Below are 25,571 nucleotides of genomic sequence, written 5' to 3'. Positions count from 1 at the left end.
TCGGACGGCGCGATCCCGCGATAGGTTGTGCCCATGTCGCAGGCAGACGAGACAACGCAGACGGAGGCCGGCTCGTCGAGCCGTCTTGGCCTTATGCTGATCGGCGGAGGCTTCTTCGCCCTGTTCCTCACCGGCCTGCTGCTCTGGTGGCGCGAAGGCGATCGGCTCTTCACCGACGGTCTGATCGCCGCCATCGTCGCATGCTTCTAGGCATCGGCCCGAAAAGTGGGAGCCGGTTTTCGAATCCGGCCGATGCATGGAAAAATCGCTGTCTAGCGGCTATCGCCGCCTGCCCGGGAAATTCTCCGTGAACCGCCGTCTCGTCCTGCCCCTCGTCGTCTTCCTGGTCGGGGCGCTCGCGCTCGCCGCAGCCGCGATCCTGACCTTCTCGCCCGGCCGCCAGGGCAGTGGCAGCGGCGTCGCCAGCGTCGGCGGCCCGTTCACGCTGACGACGCAGGAGGGCAAGCCGCTCTCCGATACCGACCTGAAGGGCTCGCCCTTCCTGGTCTTCTTCGGCTTCACCCATTGCCCGGACATCTGCCCGACCAAACTCTTCGAGATTTCCGAGGCTTTGCGCGCGGCCGGTGACGGCGCCAAGGCGAAGGGGCTCAAAGCGCTCTTCATCACGGTCGATCCCGAGCGCGATACCCCGGACGCGATGAAGAGCTATCTCGGCTCCTTCGACCCTCGTATCGTCGGCCTGAGCGGCGACCGGCCGGCGATCGACGCGGTGGTCAAGGCCTATCGCGCCTATGCCAAGAAGGTGCCGCTGAAGGATGGCGACTATACGATGGACCATACCGCCTTGGTCTATCTGATGGGCAAGGACGGCAAGTTCGTCGGCGCCTTCAATATCGAGCAGCCTCCGGCGCAGGCGGCCGCGGAATGGCTGCGTCACTCCTAGATCATCGCGCGTCCGACCGGACGCGATCACGATGATCGATCTCATTGGTGCTGCATCGGATTTGTCCGAAAAGTGGATTCCACTTTTCGGTCCGATGCAGGAGTCGGTTCGATCGGCGCGCGCTGGCGCGCCAGTCCGTGCTCGGTCTTGTTCCAGACGAAGCGGCGATTGAAGTACTCGTAGAACGCCATCCAGGCGGCGACCGAGACCAGCGCGTAATAGAGCGGCAGCAGCGGCACGAGCAGCAGCAGGCCCGGTGAGCCCCGGCGCAGCGCGCCGACGATCGGCGGCACGAACAGCGCGACGCTGCCGAGCAGCCAGACGCCGAGCGCGATGATCGAGGTCAGGGTCGCGGCGGTGCCGACTGGTTCGAACAGCGATCCGTCCCAATAGGCGATCAGGGCGGCTATCGCGAAAGCAGGATAGCCCAGCGCCGTCGCGACGGTGCCGAAGACCAGCGACAGGAAGGCCAAGGTCGCGGCGATCCCGGCTTCGCGTACCAACTGGAAAGGCGCGCGCGAATGCGTCACCAGGGTCTGGATGTAGCCCTTGATCCAGCGCGAGCGCTGCTTGAGCCAGGCGGGGATCGAGACCGGCGCCTCCTCGCGGGTGTTGGAGGGCAGGTCCCCGATGCGATAGCCCGCGCGCACCAGCCGGAAGCCGAGATCGGCATCCTCTGTCACGTTCCAGGCGTCCCAGCCGCCGACCACGCGCAGCGCCTCCGTCCGGAAATGGTTCGAGGTGCCGCCCAGCATGATCGGCAGCTGGAACTGCAGCAGGCCGGGATTGAGCACCTCGAACAGCCCGGCATATTCGAGCGCGAACAGGCCGGGCAGCACGCCTTCCTCGGCATGGTCGATCACCAGTCTCGCCTGCAGGCAACCAAGCTCCCTCGGGCCGCGGAGGAAGCGCGCCGCCGCCATCCGCAACTGCTGCGGGTCGGGAATGTCCTCGGCATCGTAGATCGTGAAAAGCGTGCCGCGCGCTTCGAGCAGGGCGAGGTTCAGCGCGCGGGGTTTGGTGCGCGGAAAGCCGGGTGGAACGACGGTCACGCAGAAATGCGGCGGCAGCGCCATCTGCGCCAGCGCGCCGCTCATGGCGGTGTCGTCGGCTTCGATCAGCAGGCGGATGTCGAGCTTGGCTGCGGGATAGTCGAGCGCACTGAGCGCATCCGTCAATTGCCGGAGCACGGCAAGCTCGCGATAGAGCGGCACTGCGACCGTGTAGACGGGCAGGCGGGCATCGTCGATCCGCCAGCGATGGCTGCGCCAGAGATCGGGCGCCGTGCGCTCGAGCGAGGCCGCAAGCCGCAGCAGGATCAGGCCGAGGAAGAGCGGGCCGAGCAGCAGCGCGAGCCCGAAGAAGGTTTCGAGCGGGGCGAAGACGGCGCCGATCGCGGCAGCGGAGACGCCGCAGCCGGCGGCGATCCCCTGGCCCCGGCTGGCGCCGGTCCGGGCGCTGTCGCGTTCGAGCCCGGCGGGATCGAGCCCGGCCGCGTGCTCGGCCAGTCCCTCGGCATTGCTGCGGCGCAGGGCGTCGCCGAAATCGCGTGGCGTCGTCACCGCGATGTCGTCTCGGTCGCGCGGCCCGGCCTCGAGCATCCGCCTGAGCGACGGCCCCTCGGGCGCGAGAATGAAGCGGAAGCGCGCATCGCCGTCGGTCGGCGCGATGCCCTGGCGCAGGATGGCGTCGTGCCCACCGCCGGGCTTGAGCGGCGGAGGCTGCGCCAGGAAGGCGAGCCCCATCTCGGCGGCCAGCGCCCGGTAGAAGCCGCTCTCGTCGATCAAGCCCTGCGCGATCGTTTCGCGGGCCGGTTCGGTGTGGTTCCGCCGGGCTTTCTCCGCGACATCCGTGAGACGCGAGGGCGGCAGGCCATGCCGCGTCAGGAAGGCGAGTTCGATCGGCAGGCCTGCGGAGGCAGGCCCGGACACATCCGGACTGTCGTCGTTACCGCTGCCCCCCACTGGCCCCGGTCCCGCTCCACGCAACGATGCCCGGTGCGGAGGCACCGGGCGCAACCGATGGTTGCTGTTGACGCAACGGAAGTCGAGGGGCCGCGCCTAGAACTTTGGGCGGGGCCTTCAGGCGTCAGCGCGCCGCCAGGATCTCCGCGACCTGCGGGATGTCCTTGTCGCCGCGGCCGGAGAGATTGACCACCATCAGGTGATCCTGCGGCTTCTGCGGGGCGAGATCGGCGACGCGAGCGAGCGCATGCGCGGATTCCAGCGCGGGGATGATACCTTCCAGCCGGGAGATCAGCTGGAACGCCTCCAGCGCCTCTTCGTCGGTGGCGGAGAGATAGGTCGCCCGGCCGACATCGTGCAGCCAGGAATGCTCAGGGCCGATGCCGGGATAGTCGAGCCCGGCCGAGATCGAATGGGCGTCCTTGATCTGCCCGTCATCGTCCATCAGCAGGAAGGTGCGGTTGCCGTGCAGCACGCCGGGGCGCCCGCCGGTGAGCGAGGCCGCATGCAGGCCGCTCGGAATGCCGTGGCCGGCGGCCTCGACGCCATAGATCTCGACGCTGGAATCGTCGAGGAAGGGGTGGAACAGCCCCATCGCATTCGAACCGCCGCCGATGCAGGCAATCAGCGAATCGGGAAGACGGCCTTCGGCCTCTTGCATCTGCTCGCGGGTCTCCTTGCCGATGATCGACTGGAAGTCGCGCACCATCGCCGGATAGGGATGGGGGCCGGCAACCGTGCCGATGCAGTAGAAGGTCGTCGCGACATTGGTCACCCAGTCGCGCAGCGCCTCGTTCATCGCGTCCTTCAGCGTCTTGGTGCCGGATTCGACCGGCACCACGGTGGCGCCGAGCATCTGCATCCGGAAGACGTTCGGCGCCTGCCGGGCGACGTCGACAGCACCCATGTAGACGATGCATTCGAGGCCGTAGCGGGCGCAGAGCGTCGCGGTGGCGACGCCGTGCTGGCCGGCGCCGGTCTCGGCGATGATGCGCTTTTTGCCCATGCGCCGCGCCAGCAGAATCTGGCCGAGCACGTTGTTCACCTTGTGCGAGCCGGTATGGTTCAGCTCCTCGCGCTTCAGATAGATCTTGGCGCCACCGAAATGGTCCGTCAGGCGCTCGGCGAGATAGAGCGGCGAGGGCCGGCCGACATAGTGCTTCAGCCCGCTGGTCATCTCGGCGTGATAGGCCGGGTCGGCCTTGGCGGCCTTGTAGGCCTCTTCCAGCTCGAGGATCAGCGGCATCAGCGTCTCGGCGACGAAGCGGCCGCCGAACAGGCCGAAGCGGCCGTTCTCGTCCGGGCCGTTGCGATAGCTGTTCGGGGTCGAGGGGGCGTTCATGCCGTCAAACCTTCTTGCACTGGCATCGGACCGAAAAGTGGATCGCACTTTTCGGGAGAATCCGATGCAACGACCAAATTATGGATCACCGTTGTCGCGTCCGCTAGGACGCACGGCGATCCAGCGCCGCGGCCTTGCGGGCCGATGCGATGAATTTCGCGATCCGGTCGGGATCCTTGATCCCCGGCGCGCTTTCGACGCCCGAGGAGACATCGACGCCCGCCGGCCTGGCGATGCCGATGGCCTCGGCGACATTCGCCGGATCGAGCCCGCCCGATAGCATGAAGCGCTGGGAAGGGTCGAGGCCGGCGAGCAGGCCCCAGTCGAAGGGTCTGCCATGCCCGCCGGGAAAGGCCGCATCCTTCGGCGGCTTGGCGTCGAGCAGGATGAGGTCGGCGGCATCGCGATAGCCCGCGACGGCCCTGAGGTCTTCCGCCGTCGCGATGCCGAGCGCCTTCATCACCGGCCGGTCGACGGCGCGGCGCAGCGCGGCGGTCTGTTCCGGGGTCTCGCGGCCATGGAACTGGAACCAGTCGGGCTTCAGCACTTCCGCGAGCTCCGCCGCCTGCGGCTCGCTCCAGTCGACGACGAGTGCGACGATCTCCGTCTTGCCGCGGGCGATCGCCGCCAATTCCCTGGCGCGCTCCAGCGTGACGTAGCGTGGGCTTTTCGGGTGGAAATTCAACCCGATCATGTCCGCCCCGGCCGCGAGCGCAGCTTCCAGCGTCTCGGGCGTCGAGAGGCCGCAGATCTTGATCAGGAAGGGCGAACCAGTGGACATGGCCCGGCGTTTAGCACGGTCCGTTCGCGGGCGCATGCCGTACTTGCGACATGATGACGAAGGAAGCCATGTTCGGACAAGGCAAAGAGGGGGACGGGTTGATCCGGCTGGGCATGGGCAGACGCGGGCTGACGATGATGGCGGGCCTGCTCGCTATCACCGGACTTGTCGTGGCCGTGTTCTACTATGTCGGCCAGCCGCGGACCCTGCGCCTTGCGGTCGGGCCGCTTGGCTCCGAGGATGCCCGGATGGCGGCGGCTTTCGTGCAGGGCCTCAACCGCGACAAGGCTTCCATCCGCCTGCGCCTCGTCCTGACCGAGGGTTCCGAGGACAGCGCCAGGAAGATCGATGCGGGCCAGGCCGATCTCGCCATGCTGCGCGCCGACATCGCGATGCCCTCGACCGCCGACACGGTGCTGATCACCCGCCGGACCTTTCCGTTCTTCATCACCAGAGCCGAGACCGCGATCGGCCGCATTGCCGAGTTGCGTGGCCGCAAGATCGGAGTCGGGCGCAATCCGGCCGGCAATGCCGCGCTGTTGAAGCGGGTGCTGGCGCAATACGAGGTCAGGCCGGAAGAGGTCGAGATCGTCAAGCTCAGCCAGGAGGAGATCGTGCCGGCGGCGAAGGAGAAGCGCATCGATGTCTTCTTCTCGATCAATGCAGTGGGCTCGCACACCAATAATGACGCCTTGCGCCGCCTGCGCGAGGCCTGGGGCAACGACCCCGTCCTGATCCCCGTCCGCGAGGCCGATGCGCTCGCCTTGCGCTACCGGGCGATCGAAGCCGGCGAGATCGTGCGCGGCGCATTGGGCGGCGATCCGCCGCGTCCGGCCGAGAGCCTCCAGACGATATCGATCACGTCGCGCCTCGTCGCGGCGCAGAGCCTCGACGACAATCTCGTCGGCGAACTCACCAAGGACATCCTGGGCCTGCGCCTGACGCTGGCCTCGGAACTCCCTGCCGTGCAGGCGCTGGAGACGCCCTCGACCGACAAGGACGCGCCGTTGCCGGTCCATTCGGGCGCTGCCGCCTATATCGACGGGGAGCAGGAGAGCTTCTTCGACCGCTATGGCGACTGGTTCTACATCGGCGCCATGGCCCTCTCGGCTTTGGGCACGGGCGGTGCCGCGCTGCTCGGCCGCGAGAGCGCCAATCGGCGTCGGCGCGCCATGTCGGGTCTCGACGAGTTGCTGGCATTGCTCGCCTTGATCCGTGCCTGCGAAGACGAGGAGGAGCTGATGCGGCTCGGCCGCGAGGCTGACCAGATTCTCACCCGCGTGCTCGCCGACTATGCCAAGGGTGATCTCGACACGGCGGCGCTCGCCGCCTACCGCCTTGCCATCGATCAGGTCGGCCGGGCAGTCGCCGAACGCCAGCGCGCGCTGGTGGAAGACTGAGGCGCATTTACTTTTCGGCAGGCTCGGCGGTTGCCGAAAAGCCCGTCAGCGTTTATGTGCAGCGCAACGAATTCCAGATTCACGTGAAACAGGCTGCGCCGGCAGGGCTTCGAACCTGGCCGGCTCGTGGCCTTGAAAGCAAGGCCCAGACCCGCATGTCCATGCGCAACATCGCCATCATCGCGCACGTCGACCATGGCAAGACGACCCTCGTCGACAAGCTGCTGCAGCAGTCCGGCACGTACCGCGACAACCAGCGCGTCATCGAGCGCGTCATGGATTCCAACGATCTCGAGAAGGAGCGCGGCATCACCATCCTGGCCAAGGCGACCTCGGTCGTCTGGAAGGATACGCGCATCAACATCGTCGACACTCCCGGCCACGCCGATTTCGGCGGCGAGGTCGAGCGCATCCTGAACATGGTCGACTCGGCCATCGTGCTGGTCGACGCCGCCGAGGGCCCGATGCCGCAGACCAAGTTCGTGGTCTCCAAGGCGCTGAAGCTCGGCCTCAAGCCGATCGTGGCGATCAACAAGGTCGACAAGCCCGACGCCCGCACCACCGAAGTCATCAACGAGGTCTTCGACCTCTTCGCCGCGCTTGACGCGACCGACGAGCAGCTCGACTTCCCGATCCTCTACGGTTCGGGCAAGCAGGGTTGGATGGCCCACTCGCCGGAAGGCCCGCAGGATAACGGCCTCGCTCCGATGTACGACCTCATCCTCTCGCATGTGCCGGAGCCCAAGGTCGAGGAAGGCCCGTTCCGCATGATCGGGACGCTGCTTGAGGCCAATCCCTATCTCGGCCGCATCATCACCGGCCGCGTCACCTCGGGCACGGCGAAGCCGAACCAGACCGTGAAGGTGCTCTCGGGCGACGGCTCGACCGTCGAGACCGGCCGCATCTCGAAGATCCTCGCCTTCCGTGGCCTCGAGCGCCAGCCGATCGAGGAAGCCGTCGCCGGCGATATCGTCTCGATCGCTGGCCTGGTGAAGGGCTCCGTCGCCGACACCTTCTGCGACCCCTCAGTGACCGAGCCGATCGAAGCCCAGCCGATCGACCCGCCGACGGTGTCGATGACCTTCATGGTCAACGATTCCCCGCTCGCCGGCACGGAGGGCGACAAGGTCACCACCCGCGTCATCCGCGACCGCCTGTTCAAGGAGGCCGAGGGCAATGTCGCGCTGAAGATCGAGGAAGCCTCCGACAAGGACAGCTACATCGTCTCCGGCCGTGGCGAACTCCAGCTCGCCATCCTGATCGAGACGATGCGCCGCGAGGGCTTCGAGCTCGGCGTGTCGCGTCCGCGCGTCGTGCTGAAGCGTGACGATTCGGGTCAGCTCCTGGAGCCGATCGAAGAGGTCATCATCGACGTCGACGAGGAGCATTCCGGCGTCGTCGTGCAGAAGATGTCCGAGCGCAAGGCCGACATGCTGGAGATGCGCCCCTCCGGCGGCAACCGCCTGCGCCTGATGTTCCACGCTCCGACCCGCGGCCTCATCGGCTATCAGGGCGAACTGCTCACCGACACGCGCGGCACCGCGATCATGAACCGCCTGTTCCACGATTACCTGCCCTACAAGGGCGAGATCGGCGGACGCCGCAACGGCGTGCTGATCGCGATGGAGACCGGCGAGGCCGTGGCCTACGCGCTGTGGAACCTCGAGGACCGCGGCCCGATGATGATCGAGCCGGGCTGGAAGGTCTATCAGGGCATGATCGTCGGCGAGCACACCCGCGAGAACGATCTCGAGGTGAACGTGCTCAAGGGCAAGAAGCTCACCAACATCCGCACGACGTCGAAGGACGAGGCCGTTCGCCTGACGCCGCCGATCCGGATGACGCTGGAGCGTTCGCTGGCCTGGATCGACGATGACGAGCTCGTCGAGGTCACGCCGAAGTCGATCCGCCTGCGCAAGGGCATCCTCGATCCGAACGAGCGCAAGCGCTCGCAGAAGCAGAAGGCCGAAGTGGCCTGAGGAGCTGGGCCGCCGATCTGGCGGCCCTTTTCATTTCGACCTGGATCAGTGGCTCATCAGGAGCGGGAGCGGGGTCGACTTCAGCAGCGACTGCGTGACGCCGCCGAGCAGCCACTCGCGCAGCCGCGAGTGCTTGTAGGCGCCGCAGGCGATGAGGTCCGCCCGGAAATCGATTGCCGCCTGCCGGATCGTCTCGGCCACGTCGTTCCCGCCGGACACGGCGACGTTGCGCACGGTGACGGAGGCGCCATGCCGCGACAGATGCGGCGCCAATTCGGCGCCGGCGACGAAGCGCGACAGATCCTTCTCGCCGGTGACGGAGAGGATCTCGACCTCGGCTCCCGGCAGGAACGGCCTGAGCTCGGCGACGGTCCGGGCGGCGCTGGCACTGCCGTCCCAGGCGATCAGGATGCGCTTGGCCGCGAAGGTCTCGCAGCCCGGCGGGACGATGATCACCGGCCGGGCGCTGTCGAACAGCGCGGCCTCGATGAGGCCGCGGTCACGTTCGGCGGCATTCTTCTCCAGGTCGAGCACGCTGAGGTCGTGGACGCGGGCATGGGCAACCAGATGGCTGTCGAGCTCAGCATAGACCAGCCGGGGCGTCTCGATCGTGCTGGTGACGCCGGCCAGGCCGGCGCTGGTCCGCGCCAGTTCCGCGAAGCGCTCCGCCAGCACGCCGATGCGGCGGTTCTCGGCGTGGACGAAGGCGACGCCGAAATCTCCGATGAGCGAGGCGGGGACGGCATATAGCATCGCAGCCGCCTGGATCGTCAGATGCGCGCCCGTCTCCTGCGCGAGCGAGAGGGCATAGGCGAGTGCGGATTCGCGTTCACCCTGGCCTTCCTCGGTGTAGGCGGTGAAGATGCTCTTGATCAACGGGGCCATGGATATCTCCGGTTGCTGCATGGAACTCGGTACACGTTCGCCAAATCGTAGTGATCGCGCCTTGCGCTGGGTCAATTGTCCTCATGGTAGTCGTTTCCTGGGCCTCTGCTCTGCGCCCGGTGCAGTGCGCGGATGACGAAGGCCGAGCTTGTCGGTCCTTGCCGGCTCTGATCCTGTGTGCGGCTTCCGGAGGAGGATCACCACCATGCAATTCCGCAATCTCGGCCGCTCGGGCCTGCGCGTCTCGCTCGTCGGGCTGGGCTGCAACAATTTCGGCGGCCGCATCGACCTCGACGCGACGCGCAAGGTCGTCGATGCCGCGATCGAGCATGGCATCACCCTGTTCGACACCGCCGATATCTATGGCGAGCGCGGCGGCTCCGAGACGGCGCTGGGCGAGGTGCTGGGCGCGCGCCGCAAGCAGATCGTGCTCGCCAGCAAATTCGGCATGGATATGGATGCCGAGGGCGTGAAGAAGGGCGGTTCGCGCCGCTACATCATGAACGCTGTCGAGGATTCGCTGCGGCGCCTCAAGACCGACTGGCTCGATCTCTACCAGCTCCACCGGCCCGATCCGCTGACCCCGATCGAGGAGACCCTGCGCGCCATGGACGATCTCGTCCGCCAGGGCAAGGTCCGCTATATCGGCTGCTCCAACGTCGTCGCCTGGCAGGTCGCCGATGCCCAGTGGACGGCGCGCGATCTCGGCATTCCCGGCTTCGCCTCGGCGCAGGATGAGTACAGCCTGCTGAAGCGCGGCGCCGAAAAGGATCTGATCCCCGCCATCGCCCATTACGGCATGGGGCTGCTGCCCTATTTCCCGCTCGCCAACGGCGCCCTCACCGGCAAGTACAAGCGCGGCGCGGCGATGCCGGAGGGCGCGCGCCTGACCAAGCTGCCCCAGCGCGCCGACGAGATATTCAGCGCGGATAACTGGCGCCGCATCGAGGGCCTGACGGCCTTCGCCGAGCAGCGCGGCCATACACTGGTCGAGCTCGCCTTTTCCTGGCTGGCGGCTCAGCCCGTGGTCTCCAGCGTGATTGCCGGCGCGACCAAGCCGGAGCAGGTCGCGGCCAACGTCAAGGCGGCCGACTGGGCGCTGAGCGCGGAAGACCTCGCCGAGATCGACAAGATCGCCGCGTAAGGCGTGCTGAGTTTTCTCAGAACCTCGTCGTCATCCCGGGCTTGACCCGGGATCCATGCCGGAGCGCTCCCGATAGAGGTTCAGGCATGGATCCCGGATCGGCGCGGCTACGCCGCTTGTCCGGGATGACGCGCGTTTGTTGAAGCGCGTACCTCACAGGAAGGTCGCGATCTCCTCCAGCGGCTTCTTGCCGATGGCGGGCACGAGGCAACCCTCCTTGGGATAGCCGACGACGAGCAGGATCAAGGCCTTCTCGTTGTCGGGCCGCCCGCAGAGCTCGTTGAGGAAATTCATCGGGGCCGGCGTATGCGTCAGCGTCGCAAGCCCCGCATCATGCAGCGCCGCGATCAGGAAGCCGGTGGCGATGCCCACCGACTCGGGCACGTAATAGTGCTTGATCCTGTTGCCCTCGGCATCGACGCCCCAGCGCTGCGCGAAGATCGCGATCAGCCAGGGGGCGGTTTCCAGGAATGGCTTCTGGTCGTCCGTGCCGAGATGGGCGAGCGCATCCAGCCATTCCTCGCCGGCGCGGCCGGCATAGAAGGCGCGCTCCTCTTCTTCCGCGCCCTCGCGGATCAGTGTCTTGTGCCGGGGGTCGGAAATGCAGACGAAGCTCCAGGGCTGCTGGTTGGCGCCGGAAGGTGCGGTGCCGGCGACGCGCACGGCCGTCTCGATCAATTCACGCGGCACCGGCCTGTCCGAGAAGTCGCGCACCGTGCGGCGCTTGCGCATGCGGGCGAGGAAGGCGTCGGCCCGCCCCTGCATCTCTGCTTCCGGAACACCCTCGAACGCGAGGGGCATGGTGACATAGGGACTCACGGGCGCTTCGCTCCTGACGCAATTTGGTCAGCTTGCTGCGAATCGCCGGCCGGATGCAATGGACCCGTTGCGCCGGCCCGCCTATGGTCCGCGCCATGAGCGAGAAAGCCACCACCGCCCCCGCCCTGAAACCCGGCGACCATCTTTTCCTGGTCGACGGTTCGAACTTCATTTTCCGGGCCTATTTCCAGTCGATCAACCAGGACCGGAAGTACAATGCCCGTTCGGACGGACTGCCGTCGGGCGCCGTCCGGCTCTTCGCGACGAAGCTCTTCCAGTTCGTGCGCGAGGGCGTTCTCGGCGTCCGGCCGACCCATCTCGCCATCGTCTTCGACAAGTCGGAGAACTCGTTCCGCAAGGCGATCTATCCCGCCTACAAGGGCAACCGCTCCGAGCCGCCGCCCGATCTCATTCCCCAGTTCCCGCTGATGCGCGAGGCGGTGCGGGCCTTCGGCCTGATTCCGGTCGAGCAGGATGTCTATGAGGCCGACGACCTGATCGCGACCTATGCGAAACAGGCCCGCGAGGCCGGCGCCGACGTCCTGATCGTCTCCGCCGACAAGGACCTGATGCAGCTCGTCAAGCCGGGCGTCGCCATGTACGACCCGGCCTCCGGCGATCAGAAGAAGGGCGCCGGCTTCCGCGCCGAGCGCCGCATCGGCGAGCCCGAGGTCGTCGAGTATTTCGGTGTCATGCCGGACAAGGTCACCGATGTGCAGGCGCTCGCTGGCGATGCCACCGACAACGTCCCGGGCGCGCCCGGCATCGGCATCAAGACGGCCGCCCAGCTCATCGGCGAATACGGCGATCTCGAAACCCTGCTGGCGCGCGCCGGCGAGATCAAGCAGCCCAAGCGCCGCGAGACCCTGACCAATCCCGAGGTGATCGAGAAGGTCCGCATCTCCCACAAGCTCGTCAGCCTCGTCGACGATGTGAAGGTCGAGACGCCGCTGGAGAATCTGACGCTGGAGCAGCCGGACCCGGCGAAGCTCATCGCCTTCCTCAAGGCGATGGAGTTCACCACCATCACCAAGCGCGTCGCCGAGGCCTATGAGGCGGATGTCGGCGCCGTCGATGCCGACCCGGACCTGGCGCCTGGTGGCGCGCGCGCGGCCGAGCTCAAGGCGCTCTATGCCGGCGCCGATGCCGCCGAGTATGCGGCCACTGGCATTGCAGCAGCCACCTCTCCCGCGCCAGCTGTTGCTTCAGGCGCGTCTGCTGGCGAAGACGGCTGGTTGAAGCCGGGCGATCTCGCCGCTTCCCGCAAGAACGAGGCGATCGCCGGCAAGATCGATCGCTCGAAGTACGAATGCGTGCGCACGCTCGCCGATCTCGAGCGCTGGATCGGCTGGGCCTATGAGGTCGGCCATGTCGCGCTCGACACCGAGACCACCTCGCTCGATGCGATGCAGGCCGATCTCGTCGGCATCTCGCTGGCGGTCGCGCCGGGCCGCGCCTGCTATATCCCGCTCCAGCATCGCGCCGGCGATGGCGGGCTCTTCGACGAGGGATTACTGGCCGACCAGATTCCGCTGGCGCAGGCCGTCGCCGCTCTGAAGCCGCTGCTCGCCGATCCCGGCGTGCTCAAGATCGGCCAGAACCTGAAATACGACCTGCTCATCCTGGAGCGTCATGGCCTCAGCGTGTCCCCGATCGAGGACACCATGCTGATCTCCTATGCGCTCGATGCCGGCAACAACACGCACGGCATGGACAAGCTCGCCGAGCTGCATCTCGGCCACGAGACGATTCCCTATGCGCAGGTCGCCGGCACCGGCAAGAACCAGGTCACCTTCGACAAGGTGCCGCTCGACCGCGCGACCGACTACGCTGCCGAGGATGCGGACGTCACGCTCCGGCTCTGGCTCGCGCTGAAGCCCCGCCTTGCGGCCGAGAAGAAGACGGCGGTCTACGAGGTGCTGGAGCGGCCTATGGTCGAGGTGCTCGCCAAGATGGAGCGCCGCGGCATCGCCATAGACCGGCAGATCCTCTCCCGGCTCTCCGGCGATTTCGCGCAAGGGCTCGCCCGGCTGGAGGACGAGATCTACGAGCTGGCCGGCGAGAAATTCACGATCGGCAGCCCCAAGCAGCTCGGCGACATCCTGTTCGGCAAGATGGGGCTGGAAGGCGCCAAGAAGACCGCGACCGGCCAATGGGCGACGGGCGCCGGCGTGCTGGAGGACCTCGCCGAGCAGGGCCACGCGTTGCCGTCCAAGATTCTGGAATGGCGCCAGCTCGCCAAGCTGAAATCGACCTATACCGACTCGCTGCCGGGCTATGTGAATCCGCAGACCAACCGGGTCCACACCTCCTACGCGCTGGCCGCGACCACGACGGGTCGGCTCTCCTCCTCCGAGCCGAACCTCCAGAACATCCCGATCCGCACCGAGGCTGGCCGCAAGATCCGCACCGCCTTCGTGCCGGAAAAGGGCTTCAAGCTGGTCTCGGCCGACTACAGCCAGATCGAGCTGCGCCTGCTCGCCCATATCGCCGAGATCCCGCAGCTCCGGCAGGCCTTCGCCGATGGCATCGACATCCACGCGATGACGGCCTCCGAGATGTTCGGCGTGCCGGTTCAGGGCATGCCGAGCGAGGTGCGCCGCCGCGCCAAGGCGATCAATTTCGGCATCATCTACGGCATCTCCGCCTTCGGCCTCGCCAACCAGCTCGGCATCGGCCGCGAGGAGGCGAGCGCCTATATCCGCAAGTATTTCGAGCGCTTCCCCGGCATCCGCGACTACATGGATCAGACCAAGACCCATGTCCGCGCCCACGCCCAGGTCACCACGATCTTCGGCCGCGTCTGCCATTTCCCGGCGGTGGCCTCGAAGAACCCGTCCGAACGGGCCTTCGTCGAGCGCCAGGCGATCAACGCCCCGATCCAGGGCTCGGCCGCCGACATCATCCGCCGGGCGATGACCCGCATGGACGATGCCCTCGCCGCCAACCGGCTGGGTGCCCGCATGCTCTTGCAGGTCCATGACGAACTCGTCTTCGAGGTGCCGGACGCGGAGGTCGAGAAGACCTTGCCGATCATCGAGAAGGTGATGGTGGAGGCGCCGCATCCAGCCGTGCAGCTCCGGGTACCGCTCGCGGTCGAAGCCCGCGCCGCCGATAACTGGGACGAGGCGCACTGACGGCCGGGCTGCACGACTCCTGCAAGCCCTCATCCTAGGAGCGAGCCAAAGGCTCGCGTCTCGAAGGATGCTCCAGCGATCACCAGAGCCTCCTGAAGCATCCTTCGAGACGCCGCTGGCGCGGCTCCTCAGGATGAGGGCTCACGGGGATGCTGAGCAGCCGGAACCCGGCCGATCCTTCCGGCGTTGACCCCTCCGACGCGCCAGGGGGGCGCGGTTTGCGCGTTGGAATCGGGGACATGCTCAGCTCATCGGCCTGGCGGCCGTTTCCGCGCTATAGGGCGGAACCGGAACCGGAAGAGGACAACGTGGAGGTCACGGCCCATGAGCATGACCTCATCGTGCGCTATGCCATCGTCGGCATCTTCGTCATCCTGGCGACGGCCTCGCTGGCGCTGACCAAGGTCATCGCCATGCCGATCATGGCGGGCATCATCTTTGGGCTGGTGCTCGGCCCGCTCGTCGACCTGCTGGCGCGACACCGGGTTCCACAGCATGCGGCGGCGGCTCTGGTCGTGCTGTTCTTCATCGGCCTGCTGCTGGGAGCCATCGCCATCCTTGCTGTGCCGGTCGCCGGCTGGAGCGATCAGGCCCCGGCCATGATGGGGGCGCTCAGGACCAAGCTCGCGGGCGTCTTCGCCTTCATGGACGAGTTCAAGCGCGGCATCGCCTCGATCACCGGCAAGGGCGCCGAGCTCAGCGTCTCCCAGGGCAATCCGCTCTTCGACATCGCCATGACTTCGTCGACGGCGGCCGGCGGCATGATGATCTTCGTCGCGACGATTTATTTCTGGCTGGCAACCCGCCGCCATCTCAAGGCGCGGGTGCTCCGGCTCTGCCTCGGCCGGGGCGCGCGCCGCTCGGCCGGCTCGTTCTTCGAGGAGATCGAGGCCCGCGTTGCCCGCTATTTCGCGCTGGTGACCACGATCAATCTCGGCATGGGCGTCCTCACCATGGCGATCGCCTGGCTCGCCGGGCTGCCCTTTCCGGTGTTCTGGGGGGCTCTGGCCTTCCTGCTCAACTATCTCGCCTTCATCGGCCCGATCGTCGTCGCGATCCTGCTCCTGGCCGGCGCCTTGCTGGATGCCCCCTCCATCCTCGCGGCGCTCTGGCCGGCGACGGCCTATTACGTCCTGCACCTGATCGAGGGCAACGCGGTCACGCCCGTCTTCGTCGGCAACCGGTTGACGATCTCGCCCTTCCTCGTTTTCGTCGCCTTCATTTTCTGGCTCTGGCTCTGGGGACCAGTCGGCGCGGTGCTCTCGACGCCGATCGTCATCGTCGCCATGGTCGCGCAGGAGGAATTCGCGCGCTATCGCCGCGAGAAGGCGAAGGCGGATGCCGAGGAGGCCGGCGAGGCGAAGGCCGCCTGAAGGCTGGGTTCGGAACAGAAGCCGCGCCGATGCGTTCCCGTGACAAGGCGGAAGCCCTTGCGGCAACCGCTTCTCCCCGCCACCATCGAAATTCCCACCAGCGACAGGACGACACCGCCATGGCCACCACGACATCCGCGAAACGTCAGGCTGCCGCCGCCGCCAAACGTGCGAAGGCCGATGTCGAGGCCGGCACTGATGATGTCGCCGCCGAGGCGCGCCAGGCCGGAGCCCGCGCCAAGCGCCAGGCGAGCGCGCTGGAGGACACGCTGACCCGCAGCGCCGAGGACATCGCCGCCACCGTCAACGAGCGCCTGCGCGCCGTCGGCGTCGACACTGACAAGATGGTCGACGTCGCCAAGGAACAGGCGTCCGAATTGCAGCGGCTGATCGAGGACGAGATCCGCGAGCGGCCGTTGCGTGCGCTCGGCGTGGCAGCCGCGATCGGCCTGTTCGTCGGCTTCCTGTCGGCGCGCTGACCATGTTCGGGGGGATCGGTTCCTTCATCGCCTCGGAGGTGTCCGGGGTGGTGAGGCGCAATGTCACCGTCTACGGCCTGTTCGGCCTCGCCGTCCTGCTCATGCTCTGCGCCGGCGGCTATGCGCTGAATGCCCTGCATACCGTGCTGGAGCAGCGCTATGGCGCGGTCGCCGCGAGCCTTTGGGTCGCAGGCGGCCTGTTTCTGGCCGGGCTGTTCGCCATCTGCATCGCGCTCATCGTCAAGGGCCGCCGCCGGCCGCCGCGCCCGGCCGCGACCGCGGCTCTCGCAGCCGCGCCGCTTGCGGCGAAGCTCATCGGCTCTCGCCTGAGCTGGCGCATGGCGGTCGCCGGCGGCATCGTCGTGCTTGGTGCGATTCTGGGCCGCCAGATCGTCGCGGGTGGTGATGATGACGATGCGGAAGCTTGATTCCGCGCCAAGCGGCGGCGTGGACGCAGCATGTCTTTTTACATAGGGATGTCGGCATGCGTCCCTTAACAAGACCTGCATGTCTGCTCGGGTGAGGCCTCGCAACCGCTTTCCGATGCCGGTTTTTCCGGTCCTCGGCGCGCGCCTTCGCTCGGCGACGACCACGATCATCGCGATCGGGGTGGTCGCGGTGGCGGTCGTGTTGGCCGCCTGGATCAACTGGCAGGCGCGGCAGACGGCGGATCGCGTCTCGCATGCGATCGAGATTCGCGAGCGGGCCGAGCGCTTCCTCGGCCGAATGCGCGATGCCGAGACCGGGCAGCGCGGCTTCCTGCTGACCGGAGAGGCTGCGTATCTTGACCCCTTCACCGAGGGAAGGGCCGCGGCCGGTCCGGAACTCGACATCCTGGCGGGGCTGGTCGATGCCGACCCCACCCAGAAGGAGCGCGTCGCGGCATTGCGCGCGGACATGGCGGTCAAGTTCACGGAGCTCGACCGCACGATCTCGCTGGAGCGGGCCGGTCGCCGGGCGGAGGCGTTGGCGCTGGTCCGCAGCGAAAGCGGCATCGCCGCCATGGACCGGCTGCGCGATACCGTCCAGGCGATCCAGCAGAGCGAGAATATCCGCCTGAGGTCGCTCTATAGCCGGGAGGAGCGTCGCCGCCTCTGGGGCAGCACGGGCATCGTCGTCGCGCTCGCCGGGCTCGCCTTCGCCGCCTGGCAGCAATTGCGCCGCCGCCAGCGCCGCAGCACCGCGCTCGCGATCAGCAATGCCGAGCTGGAGCGCATCGTCAGCGAGCGCACGCGGCAGCTCGAAAGCGAGCGTCTGCGCATCGAGGCCCTGCTGCGCGACGTCAATCACCGCGTCGGCAACAATCTCGCCATGGTCTCGGCGCTGCTCAACGTGCAGAGCCGGCAGACGCGCGAGCCCGCGGTCAAGGCGGCGCTGGCGCAGGCGCAGTCGCGCATCCAGGCGATCGCGGCCGGTCAGCGGCGCCTGCGCCTCGACATCGAGACGGACGAGATCGATGCGCGGCCCTATATGGAAGACCTGCTCGCCGAGATCGGAAAATCGGCGGAAGGCCGGCCGATCCGGATCGATCTCGACATGAAATCGATCCGCCTGCCCGGCCGCGATGCGGTGTCCTTCGTCGTCATCGTCAACGAGCTCGTGACCAACGCCATCAAACATGCCTTTCCCGAGGGCATGTCGGGGCGGATCGTCATCCGTTTCGCGCCGACGGAGCAGGAAGGGGAACCGGCTCTCGCGCTGTCGATCGAGGATGACGGCGTCGGCATGCCCCAGGAAACGGCGAGCAAGGGCCTTGGTCAGACGGTGATCGCCAGCCTGCTGCGCAGCATGCGGGCGACGATGACCTCGGAGCCGGCTCACCCGGAACGGGCCGAGCGTCCGGGCACGCAGGTGACGATCGTTTTTCCGAAGCGGGAAGCTCTTCCGGCTCAGGCCTGACGCCGGATATCAGGCTCGTACAGCCTTCAGGGCCCGTGCGCCCACGGCGCTTTTCACGAAGGCTGCGATCTCGCGCGTGGAGAACGGCTTGCGCAGGAAGCGGACGTCGCGCAGCGTCGCCGGCACTTCATGTGGCGCCGATCCCGAGACGAAGGCGAAGGGCGTACCGGTCTCCTGGAGGGCGCTCGCGATATCGAAGGTCTTGCCGTCGACGACGTCGATGTCGAGCAGGGCACAGGCGAGCTGCTTGGCGGTCATCCGCCGCGCTTCGGCCACGGATTCGACCACGATCAGCTCGACGCTATCGCCAAGCTGCTCGGCCACGGCGCTTTCGATGTCCATCGCGATGAACGGATCGTCCTCGACGATGAGTACGCGGATATCAGCCATCAACCGGCTCTCTCGCTCACTGCAATCTCTGTTACGTGGTCTCAACGTGACAGGATTGGCGATGTTCCTGCTCCGGCGCCCCAGCATGGCGGAAAGCTTGGAATTTGAGTCGATTTTGAGCGGTCAAGGTTAGCAAAGAGTAATCTCGCCACCAATTCGCCGGGTCAGCGCCGCCGGCCCGGTTCGACGAGAGTCAATTCGAGCGCGGTGACGCCGATCGCGACATTGATGCCCCGATTGCCCTGGAGCGGCAGCGGCAGCAGGGTCGCTTCATTGTCCTTGCCGCCGGACAGCGCGTTGCCGGGGGCGGAGGGAGCGCTCGCGCTGCCGCTCTTGTAGGACCCGCTCAGGGCGCCAAGTGGGGCCCGCGCATAGGGACCGTACACGCGCCAGACCATGGTCGCGGTCCGGACCGAGCCGAGATCCAGGCTGAAGCTGCGGACGATCCCCGTATAATGCTGCATCGGCCCGCGGCGCGGCCTGAAGCGGCACTCGGTCGGGCGCTGCGACTTGGCGATGGCGGTGAAATTGGTGCCGACGGTGCAGGAGAGGCGCCCCGTCGGCGGCCCGAGATTCTGCGCCGCGGCAGGCTCATGCATTCCTAGGACGCCAACGAGGGCAAGGGCGGTTAGACAGGATCGGGAATGCCCTCGGCTCATCGCGAATGCTCCTCGTGAACTGGCGGGACGAACGCCCCAAGAAACCCACAGTTCCAGGATAGGGAACCGGGAGGAGTTTGTAGCGTTGGCGTTTCATCTTGGCATGGGAATGTCGATGTCCGTGAGTCGTCGTCTTGGGGAAACCCCAACAATAATCGATCCCGATCTCGTGATGGCGCTGCCGCCATTCTGGGAGCTGGAGGATCTCGTCGCCTCCGGGCTCGATCAGGAGGCTGCGCTGGCGGTCATGGTTGCGCGCCGCAGCGGTCCGCGGCTGGTCGGCGATATCGCTGCGGGCGACGACGAGCAAAGCTTCCTCCTCCGCTTCGGTCCGGCCGAGTTTCCGCACTAAACCTGTCACTGGCAGAAGCGGGAGGCGCGCGAGCGTCTCTCCTGAATATCGACATGCAGGTGATTGGCATGGGCCGCGTCCGAGCCCGGCCCCAGCGTGGTCATGAAGGCGCCGCAGGCCGATTGCCTGACGGCATCGAGGAAGCGGTTCTGCATCAGCCCTTCCGGCTTCTCCACCACGACCTGTGACGTGTTGCCGTCGCTTCCCAGCCTGAAGGCGAAGATATCCAGAGCCTGCCCGGTCGCATGCTCGCTGACAGGGCCGACCGAGGCCCGGTTGCGCCGCCGGCATTCGTGACCGCCACCGACGCGCAAGGCCACGAGGTCGCGCTCGAAATGGCCGCGCGCCAAGGGCTGGACGCTGCCGTCGAGCCAGCCGGCCAGGGTCTTCGCCATGGCACAGCTCAGCACAGGCGGGGGGTCGAAGGTCACGCTGGCGCTGCCGCCCGGCCGCCTGATGGCGAGGGCCTCGACCCGGACGGGCTCGCTGACGCGGCAGGCCGGCTCACTGCTGTTGGGATCAGGGCTGGCCGGCAGGACCCGGTTGCCGGGTATGGAGCCCAGCGATGCCAGGCATGACGCCTGTCCGGACGGCGCGTCTGCGCTTGTTGCACCCGAAGGTGCTGGCGCGGCTGTGGGCGCTTCGGTCGGTGCCGGGGCGTTCGGCATGGATGGCCGTAGCTCAGGTGGGCGGGACGGAGGGCGCTGCTGAGAAATCGGTGCGGTTGCCGGCGCTGCGGTAGCGTCCAGCGGAGCAAACCAGATTCCAACGACAACCATGCCCGACACGACCGCTTTGACGCGGTCATGGCACCGCACTCCGCCGCCGGGTGCGGCCGGCCTGCTTGTGTCGGGCTGGTTGGGGTGACCTAGCTGTCCAGGGCCGAGGCGCTGGCGATCGCCAGACTGGTCAGGCCGGCGAGCGCAAGGGAGAGAAACTCCGCGCTCGGGGCTCCCGGTTGGATGAATCCTGAGAAGAGGGCAGTCCCGATCGATAGTGCCGCGATCGCGGCCGAGAAGCAGGTCGTCGCCATGATCTACGCCCTCCCCAACTGCAAACCAAACTGTCATTCAACGCGGAACGCATCATTTCTGTTCGGGTTCCGAACAGCAAGAAAAAAGGCCCGCGGATAGCGCCGCGGGCCTTGATCGCTTTCGACGGTGGTCGAGGCGTCAGGCGGCCTTGCGGCCGGCGCGGCGGTCGAAGAACAGGGCCTGGCTGATCGCGGCCTTCACGGCTTCCGGCTGGAACGGCTTGGTGATCAGGAAGGCCGGCTCCGGCCGGTCGCCGGTGAGGAGCCGCTCGGGATAGGCGGTGATGAAGATCACGGGGACGTCGATCGAGGACAGGATCTCGTTGACGGCGTCGAGGCCGGAGCTGCCGTCGGCAAGCTGGATATCGGCCAGCACGAGGCCGGGCCGCCGCTTGGCGACGAGCGCGAGCGCCTCACGCTGCGTGCGGGCAACGCCCGTGACGGTGTGGCCGAGCTCCTCGACCATCGTCTCGATATCGAGCGCGATGATCGGCTCGTCCTCGATGATCAGGACCTCGGTCGCGACCTGCTCGGCGATTTCCTGGCCGGCGGTCTGGATCAGCGCGGACGCTTCCGCGGCGGTGATGTCCATCACGGTGGCGACATCGTCGAGTGGGAAACCCTCCACCGTCCGCAGCAGGAAGGCCTGGCGCGGCCGCGGGGTCAGCGCCTCGAGATTGCGCTCGGCTGGTGCGCGCGAGAGCTCGACCACGGGCGCGGCGGCATCGACGCTGGCCGAGGACCACAGTTTCAGGAAGGTCTTGTACAGGCCGATGCGTGGATCGACCTCACGCGGGAATCCGGATGGGTCCGCGACGAGCGCTTCGAGCATGGCGACGACATAGGCGTCGCCGCTCGGCTGGCTGCCGCAGAGCGCCCGTGCAAAGCGCCGCAGATACGGAAGATGAGGCGCAATTTCTTTGGCAATCGACATGAACGCGTCCCTTTTAACGTGCTGAAATAATGGCTTAGGATGCGTCGGAAACAAGAAATTTATTTTCGCGAAACCGTGGAACCTTGGCCGAGGATACCCGTTATTAAGGCGTATTGGTGTCGCCATCGCGACCTGGCTTCGACACGCTGGCGGGACGTGGCAAGACCAGAGATGGCAAGGTTTGAGATTGCGGGATCGGCTGGAAAAGCCGGCCCGGCGGTGGTGCGAGGGCTGACATGAACAGGTCGGATGCAGCGATGACTGAACCGGACGATCCTGAAGAAGGCTTCGATCTGGTTCTGGACCCGAAGGTGCAGGAATCCATCGGCCGCTCCCTCAAGGCCCATTACGACGACATCGTGAACGCACCTGTGCCCGACAAGTTTCTCGTGCTGCTCGCGCAGCTTGAGGCGACCGAGCAGCGTGCAGCTGGAGTGTCGCGTGATGAGTCCCAGTGACACGACGCCTGCCGGCCAGGCTCCGACTCTGGCCCAGGAACGCCGGACCGAAGACTTCAAGGATGGGCTGATCCGCGAGATTCCCAATCTGCGCGCCTTCGCGGCCTCGCTTTCGGGCTCCATGCAGCTGGCCGACGACCTGGTTCAGGATACGCTCCTGAAGGCATGGGGCAACTCGGACAAGTTCGAACCGGGCACCAGCCTGCGCGCCTGGCTCTTCACCATCCTGCGCAACACCTACTACTCGCTGTACCGCAAGCGCGGCCGCGAGGTGCAGGACAGCGAGGGGACCTATGCCGAGCGCATGGCGACCCATGGCAACCAGGAGAGCCATCTCGACCTCGCCGACTTCCGCAAGGCTCTCGCGAAGCTCCCGGAGGAACAGCGCGAGGTGCTGATCATGGTCGGCGCCACCGGGCTGTCCTATGAGGAGGCGGCGGAGATCTGCGGCGTGGCGATCGGCACGATCAAGAGCCGGGTCAACCGTGCCCGCACGAAACTCGCCGAACTGCTCTCGATCGGCAGCGTCGACGATCTCGGGCCGGGCCGCACCAATGCGGCCGCGATGCAGAGAGTTGGTTCCGAACCCGTTGGCTCCTGATGCGTTTGCGGCGTTTCAGCACTGTCAGGACGCGTCTGCTGGCCCTGCTGGTCGTGATCGCCGTTCCGATCGCCTGTGCCTCCGCTTTTGCGGCCTATGCGACCTATCGGGCGGCGATCGTCGCGATCGAGGCGGCGCAGGCACGCGCCGTCGATGATTTCGCGGTACGCACCCGCGTCTGGTATCGGGGCATGTCGCGTGCCTTGCTTGTCTTCGGCGCCGTAGCCAGCGAACTCGGCCTCGACACGGCCGGTTGCTCGGATGCCGGCTCCAAAGCGATGGATCGCACCGCAGGTTTCCGTGCCTTCCTGCTGCGTCATACGGACGGGCGGATCTGTGCGGGGTCGCTCGATGCCGATCTCACCACAGAGTCGCTGGACGGAATCGCGCAGCAGCTTGCCGGCCGGTCTCCGGTCGGGATGTGGAATGGTGCTGATATCGGCCGGATGCGCTACGATCAGGTGACGGTTGGTGCCCGTCGCTATCTTGCTATTCTCGCATCCATTCCATCGACAAGCGCAGGGCTGCAGCAGGCGCTTCTCCTGGCCGCCCCTGAACTGCTTGAGAACGTCTTCGATCTCGGCGAGGACGGCCAGGTCCTGAATGTTGCATTGGTCGGGCGCGAGGCTGGCGTCGTCGCTGTCCGGGGAGACGGCCGCGACCTGTCCTGGATGCCGCGCACGAGCCGCGTTCCCGAAAGACACAAGCGTTGGGTGGGGCCGAACCGGGCCGGGCAAGAGAGCGCTTTCGCAGCCCGCATGGTCGCCGAGCCGGATTTCTATATCGTTGCGAGCTTCGATGACCGGCCGGCCGAGGCGGCCCGGCTGCAATTCATCGTGCTGCTGCTCGCCCCGCTCCTGACGCTCGGCCTGCTCTGCCTCGTCTGCATGCGGGCGATCGACAGGCATTGCCTGCGCTGGCTGCGCGACATCGAGACGGCCGCCCGATCGAGGACCTCCACCAACCGGGTAAGGGTCGCGGTGGCGGATGGCATGCCCAGCGACATCCGCAGCGTCGCCGAAGCCTTCAATGGCATGGTCGAGGAGCAAGAGGTTCGCCAGCGCCGCCTCCAGACCGCGCTCGACGACAACCGTTTTCTCGTCCGCGAACTGCACCATCGGGTCAAGAACAGCCTGCAGGTCGTGCAGAGCTATATCGGATTGAGCAAGCGCGACCATCGCGATGAGGCGAGGCTGGCTTTGGCCGATGCCGAATGCCGGGTGCATGTGCTGTCGGCGGCCTATCGCTTCACCCTCGCCGATGGTGAGATGCAGCCGGTCCGCGTCGATCTCTTCCTCGACGATGTCGTTACGATGATCTCCAATCTCATCCGCAGCCGCGACCAGTGGGTGACGAGCCGGATCGAGACTGTCGCGACGCTCTCCGTGGACCGGATCATTCCGCTCGGCTTTCTGGTAGCGGATGTCGCGTCCCGGGCTTTGAGAGGCACGCCGGGTGTCCGGATCGTCGTCGAGGTCCGGGATATCGATGCGTCTGCGATCGAGGTCACGCTCGAGGTCGATCGCGAGATCCAGCACACCATGCCGCCGCGGCTTTTCGCGGGGTTGCTGACGCAGGTCGGGGCCGTGCAGACGCAGGAGCCTCGAGGCCGCAGCCTGGGCCGCTGGCGGATCGACCACGGCTCCTGAAACGGGCTGATCCCATAAGAAAACGCGCCGCCATTCGGGTTCTGCCCGGATGAGGACGCGTTCTCGTGCCGTACCGGCAGGGGCTCAGCGAATGATATGTGTGACCGGCCCATCGGCCATCGCCTGCTGCGACGGCAGGGCGATGGCGCGCCGGGCGGCGCTGCGCGGGCGATCGGCGCGGTCGACGGCGGCGAATTGCAGGCTATCGACATGGCCGCGCTCGGCCTTGGCGAGGGCGACGGTCGTCGAGCTCTGGTCATCAGGCATCTGGAGTCCGGCGCCCAGGGTCAGCGCCGAAACGGCCGTGCCCATGAGGCCGAAGAAGACGATGGCGCGCATGGCCGGCGCGAGGCTGGACTTCGGCATGGATGTCTCCAGGGCTGACCGGCCGATTGGCCGGCTTTCGGGATGGAAAACGCCGCAAATGCCGGTTCGGTTCCCGCTGAGCGTTGAGCGTCGCGGAACTCGCTTGTCGTGCGGAACGGGAGCGCCCTCTCGGCGTTACCTCGCAGCCGGCTCCCTGCCGGCAATAGGGGGCCATTCGACCATGAACATCGCCAGCCGGCCGGGGCGCCTCGGAACGCCGTGCCTCGCTTGTCCCTTGCGGCTCAAGCCTGCCTTCAGGGACAAGACCGATGACGAGATCCGCTTCATCCAGACGATGAAGACCGACCACCGGACCGTGCGCACCGGCCAGGACATCATTCATCCCGGCCAGGAGGACGCAGAGCTCTATACGCTCTTCTCAGGCTGGGCCTTTCGCTACAAATCCCTGCCGGACGGGCGGCGCCAGATCCTGAATTTCCTCCTGCCCGGCGATCTCGTGGGCTTGCAGGCCTCGCTGCTTTCGGCCGCCGAGCATGGCATCGAAGCCCTGACCGATGTCGAGCTCTGCGTTTTCCCGCGCAAGCGCCTGTGGGACCTCTTCGTGCGGATGCCCACGCTGGCCTATGAAGTCTCCTGGCTCGGCTCGCGCGAGGAATGCATGGTCGACGACAACCTGACTTCGGTCGGGCAGCGCAGCGCGGGCGAGCGCCTCGCGGCGCTCATCATCTCGCTCTATCACCGGGCCGATGCGCTCGGGCTCGTCACCAATGACGGCTTCGATTTCCCGCTCGCGCAGCAGCAGCTCGCCGATGCGCTCGGTCTCTCGCTCGTCCATACCAGCAAGACCTGGTCGCGGCTGCGCCGGGAGGGGCTTTTCTCGTTCGCGGGAGGCAGGCTTGTGCTGCTGAACCCGCATCTGACGGCCCGAATGGCTGCGGCCTACGAAAGGATCACGGCGCCGAGGCCGCTGATCTGACGGTTTCGCACATGGCGGAGCGGATAAGGGCTTGGCGACAGCCTGCTCTTGACCCCATATGCCGCGCAGGTAACGTTGATTTGCGT

26 protein-coding genes are annotated in these 25,571 nt (G+C 66.8%); 15 read left to right on the top strand and 11 right to left on the bottom strand.

What is annotated here, in order from left to right; genetic code table 11:
- The first annotated feature begins 33 nt into the window (after positions 1–33).
- Positions 34–210 (top strand): hypothetical protein, encoded by a 177-nt coding sequence (locus AC6RIC_RS00300; protein WP_156367053.1) that lies wholly within the window; start codon positions 34–36, stop codon positions 208–210.
- Between the two features lie 46 nt (positions 211–256).
- A complete protein-coding gene (locus tag AC6RIC_RS00295) occupies positions 257–904 on the top strand; it encodes an SCO family protein (protein ID WP_454654165.1) in 648 nt (215 codons plus the stop codon).
- Between the two features lie 41 nt (positions 905–945).
- Here the strand turns inward: AC6RIC_RS00295 and AC6RIC_RS00290 are convergent, their stop codons facing one another.
- From AC6RIC_RS00290 to AC6RIC_RS00280, 3 genes are all read right to left on the bottom strand, one after another.
- A complete protein-coding gene (locus AC6RIC_RS00290) occupies positions 946–2,835 on the bottom strand; it encodes a glycosyltransferase family 2 protein (RefSeq protein ID WP_499734671.1) in 1,890 nt (629 codons plus the stop codon).
- A gap of 157 nt (positions 2,836–2,992) precedes the next feature.
- Entirely contained in the window at positions 2,993–4,210 is a 1,218-nt protein-coding gene (gene trpB / locus AC6RIC_RS00285) for a tryptophan synthase subunit beta (protein ID WP_499734670.1), read from the bottom strand.
- Between the two features lie 103 nt (positions 4,211–4,313).
- Positions 4,314–4,991, bottom strand: coding sequence for a phosphoribosylanthranilate isomerase (locus AC6RIC_RS00280; protein WP_499734669.1), 678 nt, complete (start codon positions 4,989–4,991; stop codon positions 4,314–4,316).
- Between the two features lie 68 nt (positions 4,992–5,059).
- On the opposite strand from AC6RIC_RS00280, the gene AC6RIC_RS00275 reads away from it, so the two are divergent.
- Together AC6RIC_RS00275 and typA are read left to right on the top strand one after the other, a co-directional pair.
- The gene (locus AC6RIC_RS00275; protein WP_499734668.1) at positions 5,060–6,391 is read left to right on the top strand and encodes a TAXI family TRAP transporter solute-binding subunit; all 1,332 of its coding nucleotides are present in this window, start codon (positions 5,060–5,062) and stop codon (positions 6,389–6,391) included.
- A gap of 155 nt (positions 6,392–6,546) precedes the next feature.
- Positions 6,547–8,370, top strand: coding sequence for a translational GTPase TypA (typA, locus tag AC6RIC_RS00270; protein ID WP_454654157.1), 1,824 nt, complete (start codon positions 6,547–6,549; stop codon positions 8,368–8,370).
- A 45-nt stretch (positions 8,371–8,415) separates the two neighbouring features.
- On the opposite strand, the gene AC6RIC_RS00265 is transcribed toward typA, so the two are convergent.
- Positions 8,416–9,255 carry a universal stress protein gene (locus AC6RIC_RS00265; RefSeq protein ID WP_454654155.1) on the bottom strand — a complete coding sequence of 280 codons (840 nt, stop codon included), beginning with the start codon at positions 9,253–9,255 and terminating at the stop codon, positions 8,416–8,418.
- Between the two features lie 205 nt (positions 9,256–9,460).
- Here AC6RIC_RS00265 and AC6RIC_RS00260 point away from each other — a divergent pair, with 205 nt between their 5' ends.
- Positions 9,461–10,399 carry an aldo/keto reductase gene (locus tag AC6RIC_RS00260; RefSeq protein WP_499734667.1) on the top strand — a complete coding sequence of 313 codons (939 nt, stop codon included), beginning with the start codon at positions 9,461–9,463 and terminating at the stop codon, positions 10,397–10,399.
- A gap of 153 nt (positions 10,400–10,552) precedes the next feature.
- Here AC6RIC_RS00260 and AC6RIC_RS00255 read toward each other — a convergent pair whose 3' ends face one another.
- Positions 10,553–11,218 carry a nitroreductase family protein gene (locus AC6RIC_RS00255; RefSeq protein WP_454654152.1) on the bottom strand — a complete coding sequence of 222 codons (666 nt, stop codon included), beginning with the start codon at positions 11,216–11,218 and terminating at the stop codon, positions 10,553–10,555.
- Between the two features lie 95 nt (positions 11,219–11,313).
- Here AC6RIC_RS00255 and polA point away from each other — a divergent pair, with 95 nt between their 5' ends.
- From polA to AC6RIC_RS00230, 5 genes are all read left to right on the top strand, one after another.
- Entirely contained in the window at positions 11,314–14,355 is a 3,042-nt protein-coding gene (polA, locus tag AC6RIC_RS00250) for a DNA polymerase I (RefSeq protein ID WP_499734666.1), read from the top strand.
- A 239-nt stretch (positions 14,356–14,594) separates the two neighbouring features.
- Positions 14,595–15,728, top strand: coding sequence for an AI-2E family transporter (locus AC6RIC_RS00245; RefSeq protein WP_454654149.1), 1,134 nt, complete (start codon positions 14,595–14,597; stop codon positions 15,726–15,728).
- A gap of 119 nt (positions 15,729–15,847) precedes the next feature.
- Positions 15,848–16,207, top strand: a complete 360-nt coding sequence (locus AC6RIC_RS00240; RefSeq protein ID WP_499734665.1) for a glycine zipper domain-containing protein — start codon at positions 15,848–15,850, stop codon at positions 16,205–16,207.
- 2 nt (positions 16,208–16,209) lie between these two features.
- Positions 16,210–16,635 carry a hypothetical protein gene (locus AC6RIC_RS00235; RefSeq protein ID WP_499734664.1) on the top strand — a complete coding sequence of 142 codons (426 nt, stop codon included), beginning with the start codon at positions 16,210–16,212 and terminating at the stop codon, positions 16,633–16,635.
- A 115-nt stretch (positions 16,636–16,750) separates the two neighbouring features.
- Positions 16,751–18,106: a sensor histidine kinase gene (locus AC6RIC_RS00230; RefSeq protein WP_499734663.1), complete on the top strand. Its 1,356-nt coding sequence runs from the start codon at positions 16,751–16,753 to the stop codon at positions 18,104–18,106.
- Between the two features lie 9 nt (positions 18,107–18,115).
- Here AC6RIC_RS00230 and AC6RIC_RS00225 read toward each other — a convergent pair whose 3' ends face one another.
- Positions 18,116–18,496: a response regulator gene (locus AC6RIC_RS00225; RefSeq protein WP_454654141.1), complete on the bottom strand. Its 381-nt coding sequence runs from the start codon at positions 18,494–18,496 to the stop codon at positions 18,116–18,118.
- Between the two features lie 164 nt (positions 18,497–18,660).
- Positions 18,661–19,095 carry a DUF992 domain-containing protein gene (locus tag AC6RIC_RS00220; RefSeq protein ID WP_454654139.1) on the bottom strand — a complete coding sequence of 145 codons (435 nt, stop codon included), beginning with the start codon at positions 19,093–19,095 and terminating at the stop codon, positions 18,661–18,663.
- Positions 19,096–19,276: 181 nt separating this feature from the next.
- On the opposite strand from AC6RIC_RS00220, the gene AC6RIC_RS00215 reads away from it, so the two are divergent.
- Positions 19,277–19,507 (top strand): hypothetical protein, encoded by a 231-nt coding sequence (locus AC6RIC_RS00215; protein WP_499734662.1) that lies wholly within the window; start codon positions 19,277–19,279, stop codon positions 19,505–19,507.
- A gap of 5 nt (positions 19,508–19,512) precedes the next feature.
- Here AC6RIC_RS00215 and AC6RIC_RS00210 read toward each other — a convergent pair whose 3' ends face one another.
- The 3 genes from AC6RIC_RS00210 to AC6RIC_RS00200 all read right to left on the bottom strand — a co-directional run bounded on the left by AC6RIC_RS00210 (position 19,513) and on the right by AC6RIC_RS00200 (position 21,474).
- The gene (locus AC6RIC_RS00210) at positions 19,513–20,175 is read right to left on the bottom strand and encodes an extensin-like domain-containing protein (protein ID WP_499734661.1); all 663 of its coding nucleotides are present in this window, start codon (positions 20,173–20,175) and stop codon (positions 19,513–19,515) included.
- A gap of 200 nt (positions 20,176–20,375) precedes the next feature.
- Positions 20,376–20,540 carry a hypothetical protein gene (locus tag AC6RIC_RS00205; RefSeq protein ID WP_454654133.1) on the bottom strand — a complete coding sequence of 55 codons (165 nt, stop codon included), beginning with the start codon at positions 20,538–20,540 and terminating at the stop codon, positions 20,376–20,378.
- Between the two features lie 139 nt (positions 20,541–20,679).
- Positions 20,680–21,474: a response regulator gene (locus AC6RIC_RS00200; protein WP_454654131.1), complete on the bottom strand. Its 795-nt coding sequence runs from the start codon at positions 21,472–21,474 to the stop codon at positions 20,680–20,682.
- A 257-nt stretch (positions 21,475–21,731) separates the two neighbouring features.
- Here AC6RIC_RS00200 and AC6RIC_RS00195 point away from each other — a divergent pair, with 257 nt between their 5' ends.
- Genes AC6RIC_RS00195 through AC6RIC_RS00185 form a run of 3 tightly spaced genes read left to right on the top strand, consistent with a single transcriptional unit; the run spans position 21,732 to position 24,182 of the window.
- Positions 21,732–21,932 carry a NepR family anti-sigma factor gene (locus AC6RIC_RS00195; RefSeq protein WP_454654129.1) on the top strand — a complete coding sequence of 67 codons (201 nt, stop codon included), beginning with the start codon at positions 21,732–21,734 and terminating at the stop codon, positions 21,930–21,932.
- Positions 21,919–22,533, top strand: coding sequence for a sigma-70 family RNA polymerase sigma factor (locus AC6RIC_RS00190; protein ID WP_454658899.1), 615 nt, complete (start codon positions 21,919–21,921; stop codon positions 22,531–22,533). The genes AC6RIC_RS00195 and AC6RIC_RS00190 overlap by 14 nt, the downstream gene beginning before the upstream one ends.
- Positions 22,533–24,182, top strand: coding sequence for a histidine kinase dimerization/phosphoacceptor domain -containing protein (locus AC6RIC_RS00185; protein ID WP_499734660.1), 1,650 nt, complete (start codon positions 22,533–22,535; stop codon positions 24,180–24,182). Before AC6RIC_RS00190 ends, AC6RIC_RS00185 begins: the two co-directional genes overlap by 1 nt.
- A gap of 84 nt (positions 24,183–24,266) precedes the next feature.
- Here AC6RIC_RS00185 and AC6RIC_RS00180 read toward each other — a convergent pair whose 3' ends face one another.
- Positions 24,267–24,548, bottom strand: a complete 282-nt coding sequence (locus AC6RIC_RS00180; RefSeq protein ID WP_454654125.1) for a hypothetical protein — start codon at positions 24,546–24,548, stop codon at positions 24,267–24,269.
- A 181-nt stretch (positions 24,549–24,729) separates the two neighbouring features.
- Here AC6RIC_RS00180 and AC6RIC_RS00175 point away from each other — a divergent pair, with 181 nt between their 5' ends.
- The gene (locus AC6RIC_RS00175; RefSeq protein ID WP_454654123.1) at positions 24,730–25,485 is read left to right on the top strand and encodes a Crp/Fnr family transcriptional regulator; all 756 of its coding nucleotides are present in this window, start codon (positions 24,730–24,732) and stop codon (positions 25,483–25,485) included.
- Positions 25,486–25,571: the final 86 nt, after the last annotated feature.

The sequence above is a fragment of the Allobosea sp. TBD101 genome (assembly GCF_059817965.1).
This window is presented reverse-complemented; position numbering and strand designations above follow the sequence as displayed.